The organism is Caballeronia sp. LZ003 (genome assembly GCF_031451465.1).
GTDB lineage: Bacteria > Pseudomonadota > Gammaproteobacteria > Burkholderiales > Burkholderiaceae > Caballeronia.
The window spans coordinates 3,139,789-3,157,858 of sequence record NZ_JARUXJ010000001.1; the positions used below are offsets into that span (position 1 = coordinate 3,139,789).

Annotated in this window: 17 protein-coding genes; 6 read left to right on the forward strand and 11 right to left on the reverse strand. The window is 61.6% G+C overall.

Annotated features, from left to right (window positions below):
• Window positions 1-86 precede the first annotated feature (86 nt).
• On the forward strand, window positions 87-989 hold the full coding sequence (locus tag QCE79_RS14255; protein WP_250509686.1) for a LysR family transcriptional regulator: 903 nt from the start codon (window positions 87-89) through the stop codon (window positions 987-989).
• A gap of 88 nt (window positions 990-1,077) precedes the next feature.
• Window positions 1,078-1,617 carry a class IV adenylate cyclase gene (locus QCE79_RS14260; RefSeq protein WP_244826626.1) on the forward strand — a complete coding sequence of 180 codons (540 nt, stop codon included), beginning with the start codon at window positions 1,078-1,080 and terminating at the stop codon, window positions 1,615-1,617.
• On the opposite strand, the gene QCE79_RS14265 is transcribed toward QCE79_RS14260, so the two are convergent.
• The gene (locus QCE79_RS14265) at window positions 1,593-2,078 is read right to left on the reverse strand and encodes an Lrp/AsnC family transcriptional regulator (RefSeq protein ID WP_244826627.1); all 486 of its coding nucleotides are present in this window, start codon (window positions 2,076-2,078) and stop codon (window positions 1,593-1,595) included. The two genes, QCE79_RS14260 and QCE79_RS14265, sit on opposite strands and share 25 nt — an antisense overlap.
• 2 nt (window positions 2,079-2,080) lie before the next feature.
• On the opposite strand from QCE79_RS14265, the gene QCE79_RS14270 reads away from it, so the two are divergent.
• From QCE79_RS14270 to QCE79_RS14280, 3 genes are all read left to right on the forward strand, one after another.
• Window positions 2,081-2,344, forward strand: coding sequence for a hypothetical protein (locus QCE79_RS14270; protein ID WP_309844984.1), 264 nt, complete (start codon window positions 2,081-2,083; stop codon window positions 2,342-2,344).
• 282 nt (window positions 2,345-2,626) lie between these two features.
• Window positions 2,627-3,313, forward strand: a complete 687-nt coding sequence (locus QCE79_RS14275; protein ID WP_244826629.1) for a response regulator transcription factor — start codon at window positions 2,627-2,629, stop codon at window positions 3,311-3,313.
• Between the two features lie 20 nt (window positions 3,314-3,333).
• Window positions 3,334-4,854, forward strand: a complete 1,521-nt coding sequence (locus QCE79_RS14280; RefSeq protein ID WP_404989352.1) for a sensor histidine kinase — start codon at window positions 3,334-3,336, stop codon at window positions 4,852-4,854.
• A gap of 54 nt (window positions 4,855-4,908) precedes the next feature.
• Here QCE79_RS14280 and QCE79_RS14285 read toward each other — a convergent pair whose 3' ends face one another.
• From QCE79_RS14285 to QCE79_RS14320, 8 genes are all read right to left on the reverse strand, one after another.
• Entirely contained in the window at window positions 4,909-5,358 is a 450-nt protein-coding gene (locus tag QCE79_RS14285) for an SET domain-containing protein (RefSeq protein ID WP_244826630.1), read from the reverse strand.
• Between the two features lie 217 nt (window positions 5,359-5,575).
• Window positions 5,576-6,688, reverse strand: coding sequence for an NADH:flavin oxidoreductase/NADH oxidase (locus QCE79_RS14290; protein ID WP_309844988.1), 1,113 nt, complete (start codon window positions 6,686-6,688; stop codon window positions 5,576-5,578).
• 101 nt (window positions 6,689-6,789) lie between these two features.
• Complete coding sequence (locus tag QCE79_RS14295) at window positions 6,790-7,518, reverse strand: glutamine amidotransferase (protein WP_250466213.1); 729 nt, start codon at window positions 7,516-7,518, stop codon at window positions 6,790-6,792.
• Between the two features lie 145 nt (window positions 7,519-7,663).
• Entirely contained in the window at window positions 7,664-8,308 is a 645-nt protein-coding gene (locus QCE79_RS14300; RefSeq protein ID WP_244826633.1) for a MarR family winged helix-turn-helix transcriptional regulator, read from the reverse strand.
• 803 nt (window positions 8,309-9,111) lie between these two features.
• Window positions 9,112-10,227: a YbdK family carboxylate-amine ligase gene (locus tag QCE79_RS14305; protein WP_244826634.1), complete on the reverse strand. Its 1,116-nt coding sequence runs from the start codon at window positions 10,225-10,227 to the stop codon at window positions 9,112-9,114.
• A gap of 44 nt (window positions 10,228-10,271) precedes the next feature.
• On the reverse strand, window positions 10,272-11,474 hold the full coding sequence (locus tag QCE79_RS14310; RefSeq protein ID WP_250466215.1) for a cation:proton antiporter: 1,203 nt from the start codon (window positions 11,472-11,474) through the stop codon (window positions 10,272-10,274).
• 783 nt (window positions 11,475-12,257) lie between these two features.
• Entirely contained in the window at window positions 12,258-14,048 is a 1,791-nt protein-coding gene (gene mnmC, locus QCE79_RS14315; RefSeq protein WP_309844995.1) for a bifunctional tRNA (5-methylaminomethyl-2-thiouridine)(34)-methyltransferase MnmD/FAD-dependent 5-carboxymethylaminomethyl-2-thiouridine(34) oxidoreductase MnmC, read from the reverse strand.
• Between the two features lie 82 nt (window positions 14,049-14,130).
• Window positions 14,131-15,156, reverse strand: coding sequence for a DedA family protein/thiosulfate sulfurtransferase GlpE (locus QCE79_RS14320; protein WP_309844999.1), 1,026 nt, complete (start codon window positions 15,154-15,156; stop codon window positions 14,131-14,133).
• Between the two features lie 299 nt (window positions 15,157-15,455).
• Between QCE79_RS14320 and QCE79_RS14325 the strand changes: the two genes are divergently transcribed.
• On the forward strand, window positions 15,456-15,734 hold the full coding sequence (locus tag QCE79_RS14325) for an HU family DNA-binding protein (RefSeq protein ID WP_008352404.1): 279 nt from the start codon (window positions 15,456-15,458) through the stop codon (window positions 15,732-15,734).
• Window positions 15,735-15,878: 144 nt separating this feature from the next.
• Here QCE79_RS14325 and QCE79_RS14330 read toward each other — a convergent pair whose 3' ends face one another.
• On the reverse strand, window positions 15,879-17,087 hold the full coding sequence (locus QCE79_RS14330) for a GTP-binding protein (RefSeq protein ID WP_309845002.1): 1,209 nt from the start codon (window positions 17,085-17,087) through the stop codon (window positions 15,879-15,881).
• Window positions 17,088-17,269: 182 nt separating this feature from the next.
• Window positions 17,270-17,716 carry a lytic transglycosylase domain-containing protein gene (locus QCE79_RS14335; protein ID WP_250492851.1) on the reverse strand — a complete coding sequence of 149 codons (447 nt, stop codon included), beginning with the start codon at window positions 17,714-17,716 and terminating at the stop codon, window positions 17,270-17,272.
• Between the last annotated feature and the right edge of the window lie 354 nt (window positions 17,717-18,070).

Below are 18,070 nucleotides of genomic sequence, written 5' to 3' on the forward strand. Positions count from 1 at the left end.
ATGGTCTGGCGAGAGTAACGCCGCAAGCCGCAGCAAATCCAATGAGATATGTTCATCGGCGATATAAGTCGCGCTAATATCAGCGCATGGACTACACACTTCTGCGCGCTTTCATCACCGTCGCTCGCGAAGGCAATCTCACGCGCGCGGCGGCGCAATTGCATGTCACTCAGCCAGCGGTCAGTCTCCAGATCAAGAATCTTCAGGAGATGCTCGGCGTCGTGCTGTTCTCGCGGACATCGCACGGACTTTTGTTGACGCGCGACGGCGAAGCGCTGCTGCCGCACGCGGAACGCGCGCTCGTCGCCGCCGCCGATGTCCAACGCGCCGCCGCCGCATTGCGCGACGAAGTGAGCGGCACGTTGCGCATCGGGACGATCCTCGATCCCGAATTTCTGCGCCTTGGCGGCTTTCTGCGGCAACTCGTGGAAGCGTATCCGCGCATTGAAACGGCGTTGCGGCATGGCATGTCGGGCTGGGTGCTCGAACGCGTGAAGTCGCGCGAACTGGATGTCGGCTACTACATCGGCGACCCTGCGGCGGACGGCACGCGCGATGGCGAGCGCTTTTATGTCGTGCGGCTGACGCCCTTCGACTATCGCGTGCTCGCGCCCGCCGGCTGGCATAACCGCGTGAACAAGGGAAAGCGCAACTGGGCGACGCTCGCGCGGTTGCCGTGGATCTGGACGCCGCCGGAATCCGCACACAACCGGCTGCTATCGCAGATTTTCCGCGATGCCAACGCGTCGCCGACCATCGTCGCCGAAGTGGATCAGGAGCCGTCGATGCTCGATCTCGTCAAATCGGGCGTGGGCCTTTCGCTCGCCCGCGATTCGATCGCGCTTCGGGAGGCGCACGCGCATGCGCTGACAATCGTCGAGGGCGTCACGGTATCGACACAACTGTCGTTCGTGACGCTCGCCGAACGCCGCGAGGAACCGGCGATTGCGGCGGCGCTGCGGCTCATCGACGCCCAATGGTCGATGTAAGGCGAAGTTCAAGCGGCCTTCATCGAAACTTTGCTAGGCTTGAGCGCAGATGTTTCATTCAAGGCAAACCGCTCAACCGGAGTCCTCCATGGCACGCAACATCGAAATCAAGGCACGCGCTCATCAGTTCGACCAATTGCGTGAGCGCGCCGCCGCGCTCGCCACCGACAGGCCGCTGGTGTTTCGCCAGCAGGACTTCTTCTACGACGTGCCCACCGGCCGTCTCAAGTTGCGCCAGTTCGACGACGGCACGCCATCGGAGCTGATCTTCTATCAGCGCGACGACCGCGACGGCCCGAAAGTCTCGTATTACTCGCGCAGTCCCGTGACGAATCCCGAAGCCATGCATACGCTGCTCGCGCAGGCGCTGACCACGCGCGGCATCGTCACGAAGGAAAGGCATGTCTATCTTGTCGGGCGCACGCGCATCCATCTGGATCGCGTGGATGGGCTTGGGGACTTCATCGAACTCGAAGTGCTGCTGGGTCAGGAAGACGACGAAGCCGGCGGCGAGGAAGAGGCGCACGCCATGTTCGCGCGTCTTGGCGTGGAACAGACGGATCTGGTGCCGGTTGCTTATGTCGACTTGCTGAATCCGACGCTTCAGGCGGAATCGGTCGACAAGTGACCTAGCGGCAGCGGACCGTTGCGCTTGAATGTCGTGAGAACGATGTTCGAGCGCACGCTATCGACGCCGGGAACGCGCATCAGCTTCTTCATCACGAAGGTGGAAAGTGCGTTCAGATCGGGCGCGACGATCCGCAGAAGGTAATCCGCATCGCCGACGGTCGCGTGGCATTCGAGCACTTCGGGCAGCGTCTCGATCTGCTGCTGAAACTCCTCGATGATCGAATCGCCGTGATGCTTGAGCTTCAGGCTCGTGAACGCGGTCACACCGAGGCCGAGCTTTTCTGGCCGCAACACCACCCGATATCCTTCGATCACGCCGGTCGCTTCGAGCCGCTGCAGTCGACGGCCGATCTGCGACGGCGACAGCGGCACCTGCTCGCCCAATTGCTGATGCGTGGCGCGGCCGAAGCGTTGCAGCACATCGAGCAAGGCGAGATCGAAATGATCGAGTTCCAGCATGATTGGGCGCGAGCGAAAGCGAAAACGAAGATGCGACTTTAGCGCATGAAAATGCCATCACTCACATACCCGACGCGCCGAAGGGCCGTTTCGCGCGGAGCTTAACGCCTGCTTACGGCAACCGACAAGGTAACAGCCGTATTACCAACCGTGACATGATCGAAAGGATCGAAAAGCGCCTTTTGCCAGCTTCCCGTCATGGATGGAAGCCGATGCGAAGCTTGAAGAAAGAAATCGTGCTGAAATCTTTCGATCGTGCAGGCTGATTTATAAGGGCGTGTAATGTAGCCGCGTGACGCGCGCCCGTGGACCCGGCCGATCGACCGGCACTTCTGACTGACGCTGTACAATCAGCAGCGCAACTAGCCTGGGCAACGTTCAGGCAGAAAGTCATCCGGTGTACGGCCGCTCGCGGCTCGAGGTTACGTTCGCGCGACGCCGCATGAGAATCAACGGATTTGATCCGGCTCGAACCCGCGCCGCCGCGTCGTGCATGTCACCGGCTTGGGCGCCGGCTCGGGTTAAACCCATCGTACTTGAGCGAGTTCATGCGAATCCTTCTGATTGAAGACGACCGCCCCATTGCGCGCGGCATCCAGAGCAGCCTCGAACAGTCGGGCTTCACGGTCGATATGGTCCACGACGGCATCTTCGCCGAGCAAGCGCTCGCGCAGAACCGCCACGAACTGGTCATTCTCGATCTGGGCCTGCCGGGCATCGACGGCATGACGCTTCTGGCGCGCTTTCGCCAGAGCAACCGGCATACGCCGGTCATCATCCTCACCGCGCGCGACGAACTGCATGACCGCGTGCAGGGGCTGAACAGCGGCGCCGACGACTACATGCTCAAGCCCTTCGAGCCGCAGGAACTGGAAGCGCGCATTCGCGCCGTGATGCGCCGTAGCGGCCCGCACGGCGACGTGCCGCGCCCCGAAGTCACCTTGGGCGGCTTGCGTCTGTCGGGCGTGGATCGCCGCATCTTTAACGACGAGCGTCCGCTCGAACTGTCGCCGCGTGAATTCGCCGTGCTGGAAATGCTGCTGCTGCGTCATGGCCGCGTCGTCAGCAAGGCGCAATTGCAGGATCACCTGACACATTTCGGCGGCGATCTCGGCGATACGGCCATCGAAGTTTATGTGCATCGCGTGCGCAAAAAGCTCGAAAACACGCGTGTGGAAATCGTGACGGTGCGCGGCTTCGGCTATTTGCTTCAGGAGATCCGTCAGGCGACGTGACGTCCCGGCGGTAGAACGGTTTGCGACTTCCCACCCGGCGCGCGGGCGATCAGCGTTTCGCCCGCGAAGATTGGCTCGATCTGGCGCGATCTAAGGCCACCGAAGTTCCCGCGTCACCGAGCCTGCGGCGCACGCTGTTGCGCCGCCTGGCCGCGCCGCTGTCCCTGCTCGCGCTGATGAGCGGCCTGATGGCGTACTGGCTCGCGTGGCAGTACACGCAGCACGTGGTGGACCGTTCTCTCGCGGATCTCGCCACCGCCATCTCCAAGCAGATTCAGCTCGCGGGCGTCGATGCCCCCGTCACCGTTCCGCCGCTCGCCCAGGCGATGTTCTCCGATCCGGTGGAGCAGCTCGTCTATCGCATCAGCACGGGCGACCAGGAAATTGCCGGCGAGCCCGATCTGCCGCTGACCGGCACCGCCGTGCGGCGCATCCACTATGCATACGTTTTCGAAACGCACTATCAGGGCGTGAGCGTGCGCGCCGCGCAAGTGCGCGTGCCGCAGCCGACGGGCAATCCTATCGTGGTCGAAGTGGCGCAGCGCGTGGGCTCGCGCTACAGAATCGCGGTGGAGTTTCTCTTCGCGATCATGATGCCGCTGCTGCTTTTGCTGCTCGCAGGCTGGGTGATCGTATGGCGCGTGGTAAATCAGCAATTGAACCCGCTCACCGATCTCGCCGACACGCTCAACCAGCAGACCCACATCTCGCTCGAACCCGTCGACGAAACCTTCGTGCCAAGCGAAATCCGTCCGCTCACGAGCGCCATGAACGGCTTGCTCGTGCGCCTTCAGGCCGCGCTCGATGCACAACGCAAATTCATCGCCGATGCCGCGCACCAATTGCGCACGCCGCTTACCGCCGTCAAGCTGCACGCAGAGCAAGCGCTTAGTTCGCGCGATCCGGCGAAGGCCATCGAAGCGGTGAAGGAACTGCGCGCATCGGCGGATCGCGCGGTGCGTTTGTCGAATCAACTGCTTTCGCTCGCGCGCGCCGAACCGGGCGAACAAGCCGCGCGTTTCACCGACTTCGATCTCGCCACGCTCGCGTTCGAAACCGGCGCGGAATGGGTGCCGCGCGCGTTGTCGGCGGGCGTGGATCTGGGCTTTCAGCGTCTCGACGACCCCGACAACGAACATCCGATGATGGCGCGCGGCAATATCGTGCTGACGCGCGAGGTGATCGCGAATCTCATCGACAACGCGCTCAAGTATGTGCCGCCGTCGCGTCATGAAGGTTCGCGCATCACGCTGACCATCGGCGACTGGCACGATGCGCAAGGCAAGCGTTTCGGCGAAGCGGTCATCGAGGACAACGGTCCCGGTGTGCCGCCGGATCAGCAACCCGATCTCTTCAAGCGCTTCTTTCGTGGCGACGGTCAGATGGTGGAAGGCGGCGCGGGACTCGGGCTCGCCATCGTTCACGACATCATCTCGCTGCACGGCGGCACGGTGCATTACGAAGACGCTCCGGAAGGCGGCGCGCGCTTCATCGTGCGTATGCCGCTCAAGGACGGCGCGGCGCCAGCCGCCGCAAAATAAAAAGCCACGGCATGATTCCATGCAGTGGCTTCTTTACCATGGCGTTGCAAGCGCCTATTTCTTCAGCGCGAGCATGGTTCCGCGACACTTCTTCGCGCCGCAACGGCACTCGTATTCTTTCTTGAGCTTCTTGGTGATGCGGCCTTCGATCACGAGGCCGTAGTCGTAATTGAGCTCTTCTTCCGGCTCGATGTCGCGCAGGGCGTGGATGAACACGCGCCCTTCCACTTCCTCGGCTTCGCAATTCGGCTTGCACGAATGATTGATGTATTTCGCGCTGTTGCCGTCGATCTTGCCGTCGATCACGCTGCCGTCGTCGAGCGCGAAGTAGAACGTGTGATTCGGCTCATCCGGATTGTGCGGATGCCGGCGCAGCGCTTCCTTCCACGAGATACGCTCGCCCTTGTATTCCATCACCTGCTCACCCGCCGCGATGTGCTTCACGGCGAATACGCCCTTGCCATGTACTCCCGAGCGGCGGACGGTGATCCTGCGTGAACTCATCGAACGAATCCTTAATAAACGAGGTGTGGGGTTGGCTTCATGTCCACTTCGTCTTGGATCGTCTCGACGAAAGCGGATAAAAAAAACGCGGTGGCCGCTGAGGCGCCGCGTTGGCATGGTTGAACGTGCTGTTCAACTCAATCGTTATCGTACACTCCCGGGCCGCTGTCGAACAACTGGCCCGTGAGTATCCGTGGGTATCGACTGATGATGTTGGTTAGCGCTGGCCGAACGCCACGTCGCCGAACAGGTTCTTCAGTTCGCGCGGCTGCGAGCGCCAGTATTGCGGCGGCGCCGTGACGGTCGCGCCGAGCTCGGCGGCGGCGTGCCACGCCCAGCGTGGATCGTACAGCGCGGCCCGCGCGATGGCGACGAAGTCCGCCTTGCCGCTACCAACGATCGCTTCGGCCTGCTGCGGCTCCGTGATGAGACCGACCGCGATGGTCGTCACGCCCGTGGCTTCCTTGACCGCCTGTGCGTACGGCACCTGATAGCCCGGCCCGAGCGTGATCTTCTGCAGCGGCGATACGCCGCCCGACGAGACATCGATCCAGTCGACATCGCGCTTCTTCAGTTCCGCCGCGAACGCGATCGTGTCCTCGATGGTCCAGCCGCCCTCGACCCAATCCGTCGCGGACACGCGCACGCCGACGGGCTTGTCGGCGGGAAACGCGGCGCGCACTGCCTCGAAAATCTCGAGCGGATAACGCATGCGATTTTCGAGCGAACCGCCGTATTCGTCGGTGCGCTGATTGGCGAGCGGCGACAGAAACTGATGCAGCAGATAACCATGCGCCGCATGCACTTCGATGCCGTCGATACCAAGCCGCGCCGCCCGTTTCGCCGATGCGACGAACGCTTCCTTCACGCGAATGAGGCCGGCCGCATCGAGCGCGAGCGGCGGCGTCTCGCCTTCCTTGTGCGGAATGGCCGAAGGTGCATGCGTCATCCAGCCGCCGTCGGCAACCGAGATCAGCTGGCCGCCATCCCACGGCTTGTTGCTCGACGCCTTGCGGCCCGCGTGCGCGAGCTGCATGGTCACGGCGATATCCGAATACTGGCGGATGGCCGCGAGGACCGGACGCAGCGCGGCTTCGGTCGCGTCGTCCCAGAGACCGAGATCGCCAGGCGTGATGCGGCCATCAGGCTCGACCGCGGTCGCCTCGATGACGAGCATGCCCGCGCCCGAGAGCGCGAGTTGGCCCAGATGGATCATGTGCCACGCGGCGGCCTCGCCGCGTTCGGCGGAGTACTGGCACATCGGCGAAATGACGATGCGATTGGGAAGCTGAAGGCTGCGTAAGGTCTTGGGAGTGAAAAGCGCGCTCATGTCGAAGGCTCGGTGAGAAAAGATGCGATCGAGAATAGCATCGGGATTTCTTCCGTGCAGGATGCATGCGGTGCCACCCGCCGCAATCCGCGCCTTGACCTTCATCCCTGACGTTCGGTGCAGGGAAACTTGTCGAGCCATTCGTGGAACATGGCGCGCGCCGCGCGTTCGAGGGCGGGACCGTGGCGCGCCGTCTCTTCACGCAGCGTGACGGCCGTGGCGCCGCTCCTGGCGATATCCGCGGGATAGGTGACGAGCCAGCTCTCGAACCGGTCTGGCAGCACTTCGGGATGGCACTGCAGCGCAAGCACATGCTCGCCCCACGAGAACGCCTGATGCGCGCAAGCTTCCGTCGATGCAAGCAAGCTCGCGCCTTGCGGCAAATCGAAGGTGTCGCCGTGCCAGTGAAATACGGGAATGGGTTTGCCATCGGCTTCGAGATGACGCAGCGGCGACGCGCGCCCGGCGTCGGTCAGCGCAAGCGGCGACCAGCCGAGCTCCAGCTTTCCCGACGAATACACGCGCGCGCCGAGCGCACGCGCGATCAACTGCGAGCCAAGACAGATGCCGATAGTCGGCAAGCCCGCCGCAATGCGCTTTTCGAGCATCGACAAAAGCGGAGCCAGATGGGGATACTGCGCATCGTCGTAGGCGCCGATCGGCCCGCCGAGCACGACCATGAGCGATGCATCGAGCGGATCGGGCGCGTCTATGCGTCCGCGGCCCACGTCGAGATAACGCACGAGATGGCCGCGGTCGCCGAGGACCAGTTCGAGGCTGCCCAGATCTTCGAAATAGACGTGGCGAATCGCCAGGACTTCATGTTTCATCGGCGGGTTTCCGTGGCTCGGACTGCGGAGTAGAGACGAGCCGCGCCTCGCCAGGAGGCGCGACGCGCACAGTCTAACCGACTCGACGCGGCCTCACAGCGTACCTTTGCACCGATCGACCCGGGTTGTCCCGGGCCGTTGCCGTTCAGGCGATTTGCGCGAAGACCTTCCAGCTCTTCTTCTGCGTGGCGACGTCGGCTTCTTCGTATACCGAACAGTCGAGACGCAGATTGGTATCCGCCATGTCGATCTGAAGCAGTGCGCAATGATGCAGCACCTTCTTCGGATTCTTGCTCGGCTGGAAATGCGCGCACGACAGACACATCCGATGCGCCGGAATCTGCTGTTGTGTTTCGAGCTGCCGGATGGTCTTGAGCAAGCTGCGGTAAAGCGCCGCTTGCTCTTCCTCACGCAATGTGCCGACTGCCTTCGCGAGGAAGTCCGGCCATTGCAGCGCGCGCTTGGCGGCCGTGCGGCCGCGTGCGGTCAGACGCACCGCCAGTGCGCGACCGTCGTCGAGTGCACGGCGCTTTTCGACGAGCCCCTTGCCTTCGAGCGTGCTCACGGCGTCGCTGGTGGTCGCGGCGGTCAGCGCGGTTTCCCGTGCAATCTCGCCGAGGCGCATAGGCCCCTTGCGCTGCATCAGCAGTACGAGAATTTCACCCTGGGTTGGCGTAAGCCCCGCGCCTTCCGCCCATTCCCAGGCCTGGCTGCGCATCGCTGTGCTCAGCCTCAGCAGGCCGTGGGTCACCCGCCCCGTCGCCTGCTCTCCGTATAAACCTTCACTCATGATCTTTCGCTTGTTGTTCCGCTTATGGGTTTTGACGGCATGTTCGCTAACCAACGAACACCACGTCCCCTAAGCCGCCCCAGGAACCTGCTGCCTGTGCACTGCTGTCAGTATTCCAAAGACCGCCTTCAGGTCGTGGTCCCCGCCGTCTCAAAATTCAGGCGTACCAAGCCAATTCGCTTTGCCTGAATGGGGGACATGCAACCCTCTTCGTTATGCGCCATCTTGTCACCAGCCACTTCACCACCCTGCTCGACAATCTTGCTTTGGGTCCAAAGTGACCGGTTGCGGCGCTATGTTTTTGCCGACTATGACGCGCCGTCGGCAACGTCGCCATTCTAAGCGACCTAGAACAAACGTACACCTTAATTATTCACGCAAAACTGTGGATAACCCGTGGAAAAACGTAGCGTTTGGTTGTGAGCGAATTCTCGATAAGCCAAGGCATCTTTCGACCACCCTTTGTCTTATCCTTGGCCGCGCGCATCCATTCAACTTTGATTCACCGCCTTATCGTTTTTCCAATTCGTTGACCTTGCAGCGCTTTTTAACGTTTCCCATAGCGTCGCGCAGCCCTCGTTACCTTCTATTACGTAGGTATACGGACTTCTCACGGGAAACCTTAGAGATGCCGTAACGATTCACGTAACGTTCAGGCAACGAGCTTATTCCTAAGTTCCGCATGCACGCGTTTCATACACAACATAGCGAGACCGAAGTTTCAAAGCACGAAGGCCGTTTCGACTTTCATCGAAACGGCCTTTCGTCTTGATTCTCACTTCAATGCGTGTGTAAGGGCAGCGTCATGCGCGCCATTGCAGGCATTGCTGACGTACGGCTTCATGGAGCGACTTCTCTTTGTCGAATACACCGCGCAACCAAGTGGCGTCATTCATGCCACCGCGTGCAATGTCCGCGATTTGCGCGAGCGCCGCTTGCGAACCCAATGCTTCGGCATGCGGTGCAAGTACATCCAGCGTTGCGAGAATATCTTCGCCGATGGTGTGCCGCTCACCCGACTGCGGATGCACACAAGTGCCTTCCAGACCGAAGCGGCAAGCTTCGAAACGATTGAATGTGTAGACGAGGTAATCGTCTTCTTGCGGCGTAAGCGGTTTATCGAGCAGCAAATACCGCGACAACGTTTGTATATAGCAAGCAATCGCCGCAGCGCGATCGACAGAAAGTGGCGTATCCATCACGCGAACCTCGATGGTGCCGAAACCCGGCTTCGGCCGGATATCCCAGTAGAAGTCCTTCATGCTGTTCACGACGCCCGTGTGCACCATCTTCGAAAAGTATTCCTCGAAGCTGTCCCACGTGAGGACAAACGGCGCGCGTCCGGAAAGCGGGAACGCGAATACTGAATTGAGTCGTGCCGAATGGAAGCCGGTATCGACACCCTGTATATACGGCGACGATGCCGAAAGCGCTATGAAGTGCGGAATATAGCGCGACATCGAATGCAACAGAAACAGCGCGCTATTCGGGTCCGGACAGCCGATATGCACGTGCTGGCCGAACACCGTGAATTGCTTGGCCAGGTAGCCATAGAGTTCGGAGATGTACTGGAAGCGCGGCGCGTCGTAAATTTGCCGGTCGCTCCATTGCTGAAAAGCATGCGTGCCGCCACCGGCAAGGCCGACATTGAGTTGATCCGCCGCCGCGACCAGCGTATCGCGAATCTTGCGCAGGTCGGTGACGGCCTGTTCATGCGTCGTGCAGATGCCGGTCGAAAGCTCGATCATGCTTTCGGTGATTTCCGGCGTGATGTTGCCCGGAATCTCTTCGTCCTTGATGAGACGCATGAGGTCCGACGCGGCGCGGGTCAGATCGTAGTCGTGCGTATTGACGACCTGGATCTCAAGCTCCACGCCGAAGGTGAACGGCTCGGAGTCGATAAATGGTTCGAGTGCCATGACGCCTCTAAAAAATTCAATGCCCGTGCAGTGCGGTGCGGCGCCTATTCGCGCCGCTCGCCCACCGCCGACAGGCTACGGTACACCAGGAACGGCGACACGATTTGCAGCACGACGATCGAGCACATGACGATCGCGCGAAGCGTCGGGTCGTAGCTCGGATAAAGCACGTACATGTCGTCGACGAGCAGGTAGGCAAGCGCGGACATCGGCGTGAGCGCGACGCCCAACGCCGCGCCCTGCTTCCAGTCGAGCCCGCTCGGCTTCGCAAAAATCATCACGCCGGCCAGCTTGCCGATGAAGCGCGCGACGATCAGCGCGAGCGCCGCTACACCGCCAAGCGCGATATCGCGCCATTCGAACGACGTCAGTGTCAGCGCAAAAAGAATGACGGTCAGCAGCCATCCAGCGGAACCGAAATGCGTAGGCCAGAGTTGCGGCTTTTCATCAGCGTTCTTAACGATGATGCCTGCTGCAAGCAGCGCAAGAATGATCGACAGCTTGAAGATATGCGCGATCGCGATAGCCAGCAGCACGAGACCGAACAACGCGACGAAGGAGTGCTCGTCGTTCGCATTCAGACGCCGATACAGCAGGTTGCATGCACGCGCGAGCAGGAAGGCCAGCACGAGCGAACCGATCAGCAGATAAAGCGGCTGCAGAATGGTTGCAAACGCATTGCCGTAAATTTCCTGATGCAACACGCCGGCCGCGAGCTTTTCGACGATCACCGCGTACATGCTGTTCAACGCGGTCAACGTGAGAAGACGCTGCGTGACCTGTCCTTCGGCGCGCAATTCGGTCTTCAATTGGATGACCATTGCGGGCGACGTCGCCATGGCGATGGCCGCGATGACGATCGAAGGCATTGTCGGCACGTTGCATAACATCAACGCAATCAGCACGAAGCCGAAGGTAAGCGTGGCTTCGGCGATGCTCGACAGAATCAGATACGGATTGCGGCGGATCCAGCGCAAATCGAGCCGGCCGCCGAGTTCGAAGAGCAATAGCCCGAGCGCGACATCCAGCAGAGGCCGTGAGATGGCGCCTGCGCTTACGTCGATCACACCGAGTCCCGCGTTACCCGCGATCAGCCCGATGACCGCATAGCCCGTGATACGCGGCAGACGCCATGCGCGCCAGAGCAATTCTCCGGCGAGGCCGGCGGTGACGAGCGCAAGACCTGCCCAAAGAATGGCATTGGGTTCGAGCGGCCAGGCGGGCAAAAACGAAAAGGCCGAATTCATCGTGTTTGCTTCTCCTTCGTTGCAGCAGAGGATGCACGTTCTGTTGCGTGACTTTGCGCGCGCGGCGCATCCGAGCGGCTCGCCTGTTCAGGCGAATGAGTTCATTCAAATGAAACGAAAGCGAACGAACACGGCGTCACGGAACCAGCCGTGCACGAATTAGACGACGCACCCGGCTCGCCATCGCGCGGCTTACGACTCGCGCGCATTGAGATGGTGACGGATGCGGGCAAGACAAGCGGCGCTTGCCCGGAGGCGGGCCGACGGCCAGACGACAGCGCGGCCCTGGTTGATCAGATTCGTGGCGCGCGCTCATCGTTCCGTTGAAGCGGTCGCCGTCTGAACGGCGCGACGCGGGAAGAAGCGCGATTGTGCCATACCTCGATGACCGTGACAGGGAAGTCCAGGCTCATGATTTTAATGAAGTAAAAGCGACAGCCGCGCACGCGTGAAGGCGGCAAGGCTGACCGGCCGGCGGTTTGCGGATTCCGTTTCTCTCTTCCGATAGCCTCTGTGTCAGGTGTTTACAGGTTTACTGTATATACATGTAGTAGTAGTTAACAAGCACCTGCCTCACCTGTGGATAAGACGAATTTCTCCTTTCCAAACAAGCGATTGTGGAAAGCAGAACGCAGCGGTAAACATGTTCAGGCATGGCGGTCAACTTTGAACAACTTTCGGGACGCTCGGGCACTTGCGCGGGTTGTCCCGTTTACGTGCACAACGAGTCCACAACTCGTTCTTCGGTAAACCCGGGTCTTATCCACAACCCGGCTTGGATAACTACGTTGCGTCGAATTGACCGTGACGCAGCGCTCGCAATAAAAAGCGCGCGGGATCGATCGACTCGGCGAGTTCGCGTTCGATGACCCAAGGTTCGCCTTCGATCTGCGAGACGATGAGTTCCGCGGCGAGCGTCGCCCAGACGAGCCCGCGCGAACCGAAGGCAAACGCGCCATACAAACCCGGCATGCGCGGCAGGTCGAGCGGCCACGCGCCTTTGAGGCGGGCGGCGTCGGCGCGCGCGGCGGCTGCATCGGCGAACTGGCCGATCATCGGCATGCGGTCGCTCGTCACGCAACGGAACGCGACGCGGCCTTGCTTCACATGCGCCGTCGCTTGCAGTGCCGGAAGCATGGCTCCAACGCGCTCGATGTTTTCCCGATGCCCTGCGTCACGAACTTCGATATCGGGATCGTCGATGTCATAGGTCGCGCCGATCAGCGTGCCTCGTTCGCCCAAAGGCACCGCATAACCTTCGCCGATGACGGGAACGCGCAATCCATCGAGCGTGGTGCTGTCCAGGACGCTGAGTTGTCCGCGCACGCTGCTCGTCGTTGCATCATCGAGATGTGCGAGTCGCGCAGCTTCATGCGCGTTCGCCAGCACGAGAATCGGCGCTCGCGCGACCTCCGCGTCGTGCGTGTCGAAGACGCGCCAGTTGTCACCATCACGTTCGATGCGCGCCACTTCCGTGTTCATTCGCGTCGTCAGCGCGGCGCCGGCATCGGCAAGCTGCGCCGCGCAGACCGATGCCGGCGAGATCGCGCCGCCGTGCGGGAAGAACCATCCGCCGCGCGCGACATCCACGCCTGCGATACTCGATGCATCGGCGCTGGATACCGAACTCACGTAGTCGCGCGGATACGCGAAACGGGCGATGGCGTCGGCGATCGCGGCGGCGTCTTCGGGCGTGTCCGCGATTTGCAGCAAGCCATCGCGGCTACGTTGCAAGTCGTATGAGCGCGCTTCGAGCGCTTGCCACTGACTCAGCGCGAACAAAAAGCCCGCACGGGTGAGCCGCGCGGCGACGCTGTCATCGCGCCAGACGATGGGATGAAACACGCCAGCCGGATTGCCCGACGCGTCGCGCGCGGGCAGCGCGTGCCGGTCGATGAGCGTGACATGCCAGCCGCGCGCCGCGAGACGCGATGTCATTGCAGAGCCCGCGAGTCCCGCGCCGATCACGATGGCTTCGCGCGACTGGACAGCGGACGCGCGCGGCGGTTCGTGACGACGCACGCGCCAGCGAGGGGCGAAGCGCGCGCTTCGGTCGTCGGCACACGTGAAACCCGAAGCCTCCAATGCGCGTCGCAACGAGGCGGCGTCCGCGATGTTCGTCGCCGATACGGTTGCGTCATCGCCCGCAAGCCGCACGATGCCCTTGCACAACCATTGCGGATTGTCGAAGGCGGCGGCGTCGAGATGGAAAGCATCGGCGCGCAGCCACAGTCTCGACAGCATGTCGTTCGGATCGCCGATGGCGAGCGTCAGCACCAGGCGCCCTGCATCGAATTCGAGCCGATGCATGCCGGAGACGCGCATCGGCCAGGCGTTTATCAGTGCGTCCGCGAGCGCGTCGCCGTTCTTCGACGGCGCTGCATCGAGCGCATGCAACGGCGCGATGACGACTACATGCAGACGTTCGCAACGCGCGTTGTCATCGCGCCAACGTCGCCAGATGTCGAGAACGCGGTTGGTGTGCGCGAATTCCGTATCGACGAAAGTAAAGACGCGCCGATGCCGCCAGCGCGCGGGAAGATCGTGCAGCTCGAAAAGCTTGTCCGTAGGCAACGATGATTCGGTCATGCGAAAAGGAAAGTAAATCGAAGGCGTCCGCTATACCGGACGAAGACGGCAAGACATCGAGCATGTACTAGACAGACGGCGCTTTGGCCGCATGCAAGGCGTTGGGCATCGTGCCTTCGAGCGCAATCGGTTCGACCGCGTGACCGGCGGCGCGCCATGCTTCGAAACCGCCGAAGAGCGGCGCGACATCGTCGAAACCATGCGCGATCAGGTCTTTTGCCGCCAGCGCCGCGGATACTTCGTTCGGACAATCGCAGTAGGTCACGATCTTGAGATCGCGCTCGATGCCCGCAAGCTGCGCCGCGATGCCGCCGTGATCGAGCAGCAGCGCGCCCGGAATGGCATACGGGTCCATCGCGCGACGCTCGCCGCGACGAACATCGATGACGAGCGGCCGTGGTTCACTCGCAAGCAACGCGCGCAACTCCGCAACCTCGATGCGCGCCATGCGCAGGCGTCGCAACAACGTGACGCGGCGCCACCAGCGCGCGCCGAGATATAGCGCGAGCACGACGACCGCGAATGCCAGGACGCCGCGACCGAGCCAGTCGAGCAGGGCGAGCGCTTTATCGACGAGATCGGCGAACATCGCGCCGAATGTCACGCCGAGTCCCGACCAAAGGATCGCGCCGAGTGCGTCATAAAACAGAAAGGTGCCGAAGCCGACGCCGGTCGCGCCCGCCACGGGAATGGCCAGCGTTGAAAGGCCGGGGATGAACTTGGATACCGCGAGAATACGCACGCCGAAGCGGCCGAAGAAGTCGAGACTGCGGTTCACGCACGTGTCGCGCGAGATGGAAAGCTTGCACAGAACGCCCAGCACGCGGCTGCCATAACGGCGTCCGAGCCAGAACCAGAGGGTGTCGCCGAGCAACGCGGCGGTGCTTGCGACCACCACGATAGCGACGAGCGGCGCGAATGCGGAGGCGGGAAACATGGCCGTGAGACCGCTTCTTCCGAGGCTCGCGGTGACTGCGATGGCGCCCGTCAGAACCAATGTGGGCAAGGCTGGCAGCGGCAGACCGAGGCATTCCAGCAGAACGTTGGCAAAAACCAACGGCAGCCCGTATTCGATGATCAGCTCGCGTAGCATGGACCGCACCCCGGAGTTCTATGCTCAAAAAAACCGCCCGCAAGCCCGGAAAATATAAGGGTAAATCTTTGAAACCCTTGTCCTGATTGGGTTTGCGCTGCGCTATCATACCAAGCGCCGCGTATAGAGGCGGCGCGAGGGCAATGAAGCGAAGCATGGCCGTAGAAGTGGCGCGAAAGAACGCCAGTTCGTCGCAAAGGCGCGCCGGAAGGCCGTCCCTACTCGACTGCACGGCCCGCGCACGTATAATCGGCGCGTTCGCGCTGTTCGTGTCAACCTAAACTGATAAAGGAACCTTAATGAACAAACAGGAATTGATCGACGCCGTAGCCGCTCAGACCGGCGCAAGCAAAGCTCAAACCGGCGAAACGCTGGACACCCTGCTCGAAGTGATCAAGAAGGCTGTCTCGAAAGGTGACGCAGTGCAGTTGATCGGCTTCGGCAGCTTCGGTTCGGGCAAGCGCGCAGCGCGCACCGGCCGTAATCCGAAGACGGGCGAGTCCATCAAGATTCCGGCCGCAAAGACGGTGAAGTTCACGGCTGGCAAGGCATTCAAGGACGCAGTGAACAAGCGGTAAGTTTCTTGCCGATTGTGGCGCTACGCGCTCTTAGCGCGGCGCCTCGGAATCAGGTTAATCCGCGTGCGCGCAGACAGACCGCAGCAACACATAAACCCGCCTTCGGCGGGTTTTTTTTCGCGCGCTCGACTCGTGCGGTTTGGCTTAGTGCGTGTGGCCGTCGCAGCCGCAATCCGGACCGTGCTCGTGATCGTGATCGCCGTGTTCATGCTCGTGATCGTCGATATCCCATGCAGGAAACGGATCGTTCAGATGCCGCCAGCCGTCCGAGCCGAGCAGCCATTCCTCGTCGGTGAGCAGGCATGCATCGAAGTTGGCGTCCCATGCCGCCACGTCGAGATCGAGGCCGATCAGCACCAGCTCTTGCCTGCGATCGCCAACGCTGTTGTCATCCGGGTCACCGAACCATTCCGCGACGATATCCGCTTCGAGCTCGGGATCGTCCGTTGGCCATTCGCTGCGATCCTGCGCCGCCCACCACACGCCCGCCGGACCATGCCGCAGCGTCCCGCCCGCTTGCGACAACGCCCCGCCCACTTCGCTTCTCGTGGCGAGCCAGAAGAATCCCTTGGCGCGCAACACGTCCGTCCATTCGCGATGCAGCAGTTCCCACAGTCTTTGCGGATGAAAAGGCCGGCGCGCGCGATAGACGAGATGCCCGACACCCGACGCATCCGGCTCGCCGTTCGAAGGATGCTCGTCGTTGAGAATTGCGAGCCAGCCAGGCGCGCTTGCCGTGTTGTCCAAATCGAAGCGGTTCGTATCGAGCACGTCGGCTATGGGCGCCTTGCCTGACTGCGTCTGCACCTGAAGCGCGCGCGGATTGAGCGCATGAAGAATGCTCGCGAGCGTTTCGAGCGCCTCTTCGTCGACGAGGTCGATCTTGTTGATCACGATGACATCGCAGAATTCGATCTGCTCGATGAGCGACTCGACCACCGTCCTGCCTTCGTCGTGCGCGTCATCGTGCGATGCAAGGCCGCGTTGCGCGAGCGAATCCGTCGATGCGTAATCGCGCAGGAAGCTCGCCGCATCGATCACGGTGACGAAGGTATCGAGCACGGCCTGACCGCCGAGCGTCGCTTGCTCGTCGTCGCCGAAAGCAAGTTGCTCCGCGATATCGAGCGGGTTCACGAACGGCGGCAGCTCGACGACGATCGCATCGAATCGCTGCTGTTCGGCAAGCGCTGCGATGTCTCGCTCGATTGCTTCGACCGGGTCCGCTTCGTGAGCGACGCTAACGGCGCCAACGCGCACGCCTTCATCGTTGGCGAGCATGGCATTGACGAGCGCGGACTTTCCCGCGCCGGTGAATCCGGAAATCACGGTGATTGGGAGTGGCGTTGAGTTCATTGCGATGATGACCGGCGAGCGGCATTTGGGAGGCAGGCGGACACGCGGCAAACGGCAAGCCCGCGCACAGGCGAAGCGACACGCCGGACAATGGTCAACGGTGCGCGCTGTCGGAGAAGGGATTTTGCATCAAATGCAGATGAAAGGCGCAAGGACGCAAGCGCCTGAGCGCCGGGCCGAACTTACTTGGAAGCCTGAAGCAACTTCCAGCGACGCAGGATATCGATGATCTGCGAGGAATACTTGTCGCGCAATGCGGGTGTTTCGGAATGGTAAGCACCGACGGCCTGCCACGAATTGCCATACTTGTTCATCTTCTGGCGCAGATGCCATGCGGCCACGTACACGGCCTTGCAGGGTTCCATCAGCGTGCCGCTGGAGATACCGTATTGAGCCAGCGTGTTGAGATGAATCGAGTTGATCTGCATCAGACCGTAGTCGGTCGAGCCGTTGGCGTTCTTGTTGATGGCGTCGGGTTTGTTGTGCGATTCCTGCCAGGCGATGGCGCGCAAGATGAGCGGATTGACCTTTTGATACTTCGCTGCCTCGTCGAAGCAGTCGGCGTGTGCGGAAGCAGCCGCGAGCATCACGCCGCCGGCCATCGCAAGTAATCGCAGGAATCTCTTCATCTTCTTTCTACTCCATCCGCCCACGCGGAAAAGCGTCACGCCGCCATTTCGGCGACCGGGCGCCTAACGTCATTCATCCGCGTCGGCGCCAGTCAAAGCACGCTCGCAGCCGTATGGCATCGGGAAAACCCACCCCCGATGTCGCCGCCCGGAATGCGGAACCGCCCGTATCATACCCGCTGAAGTTTGACGCCATAAGTTAGCCACCAGACATACACCCCGGCGAGGGCGCGCCATAGGTCAGCCGTTTTCCGCCAGCCGCGCGGCGGAAGGCGTTCTTAAACGTCTGAATAATAAGACTTCGAGTCGGGTTACAATTCGTCTCCCGCGCGCATGGGCCAGCCTGTGAAGGCT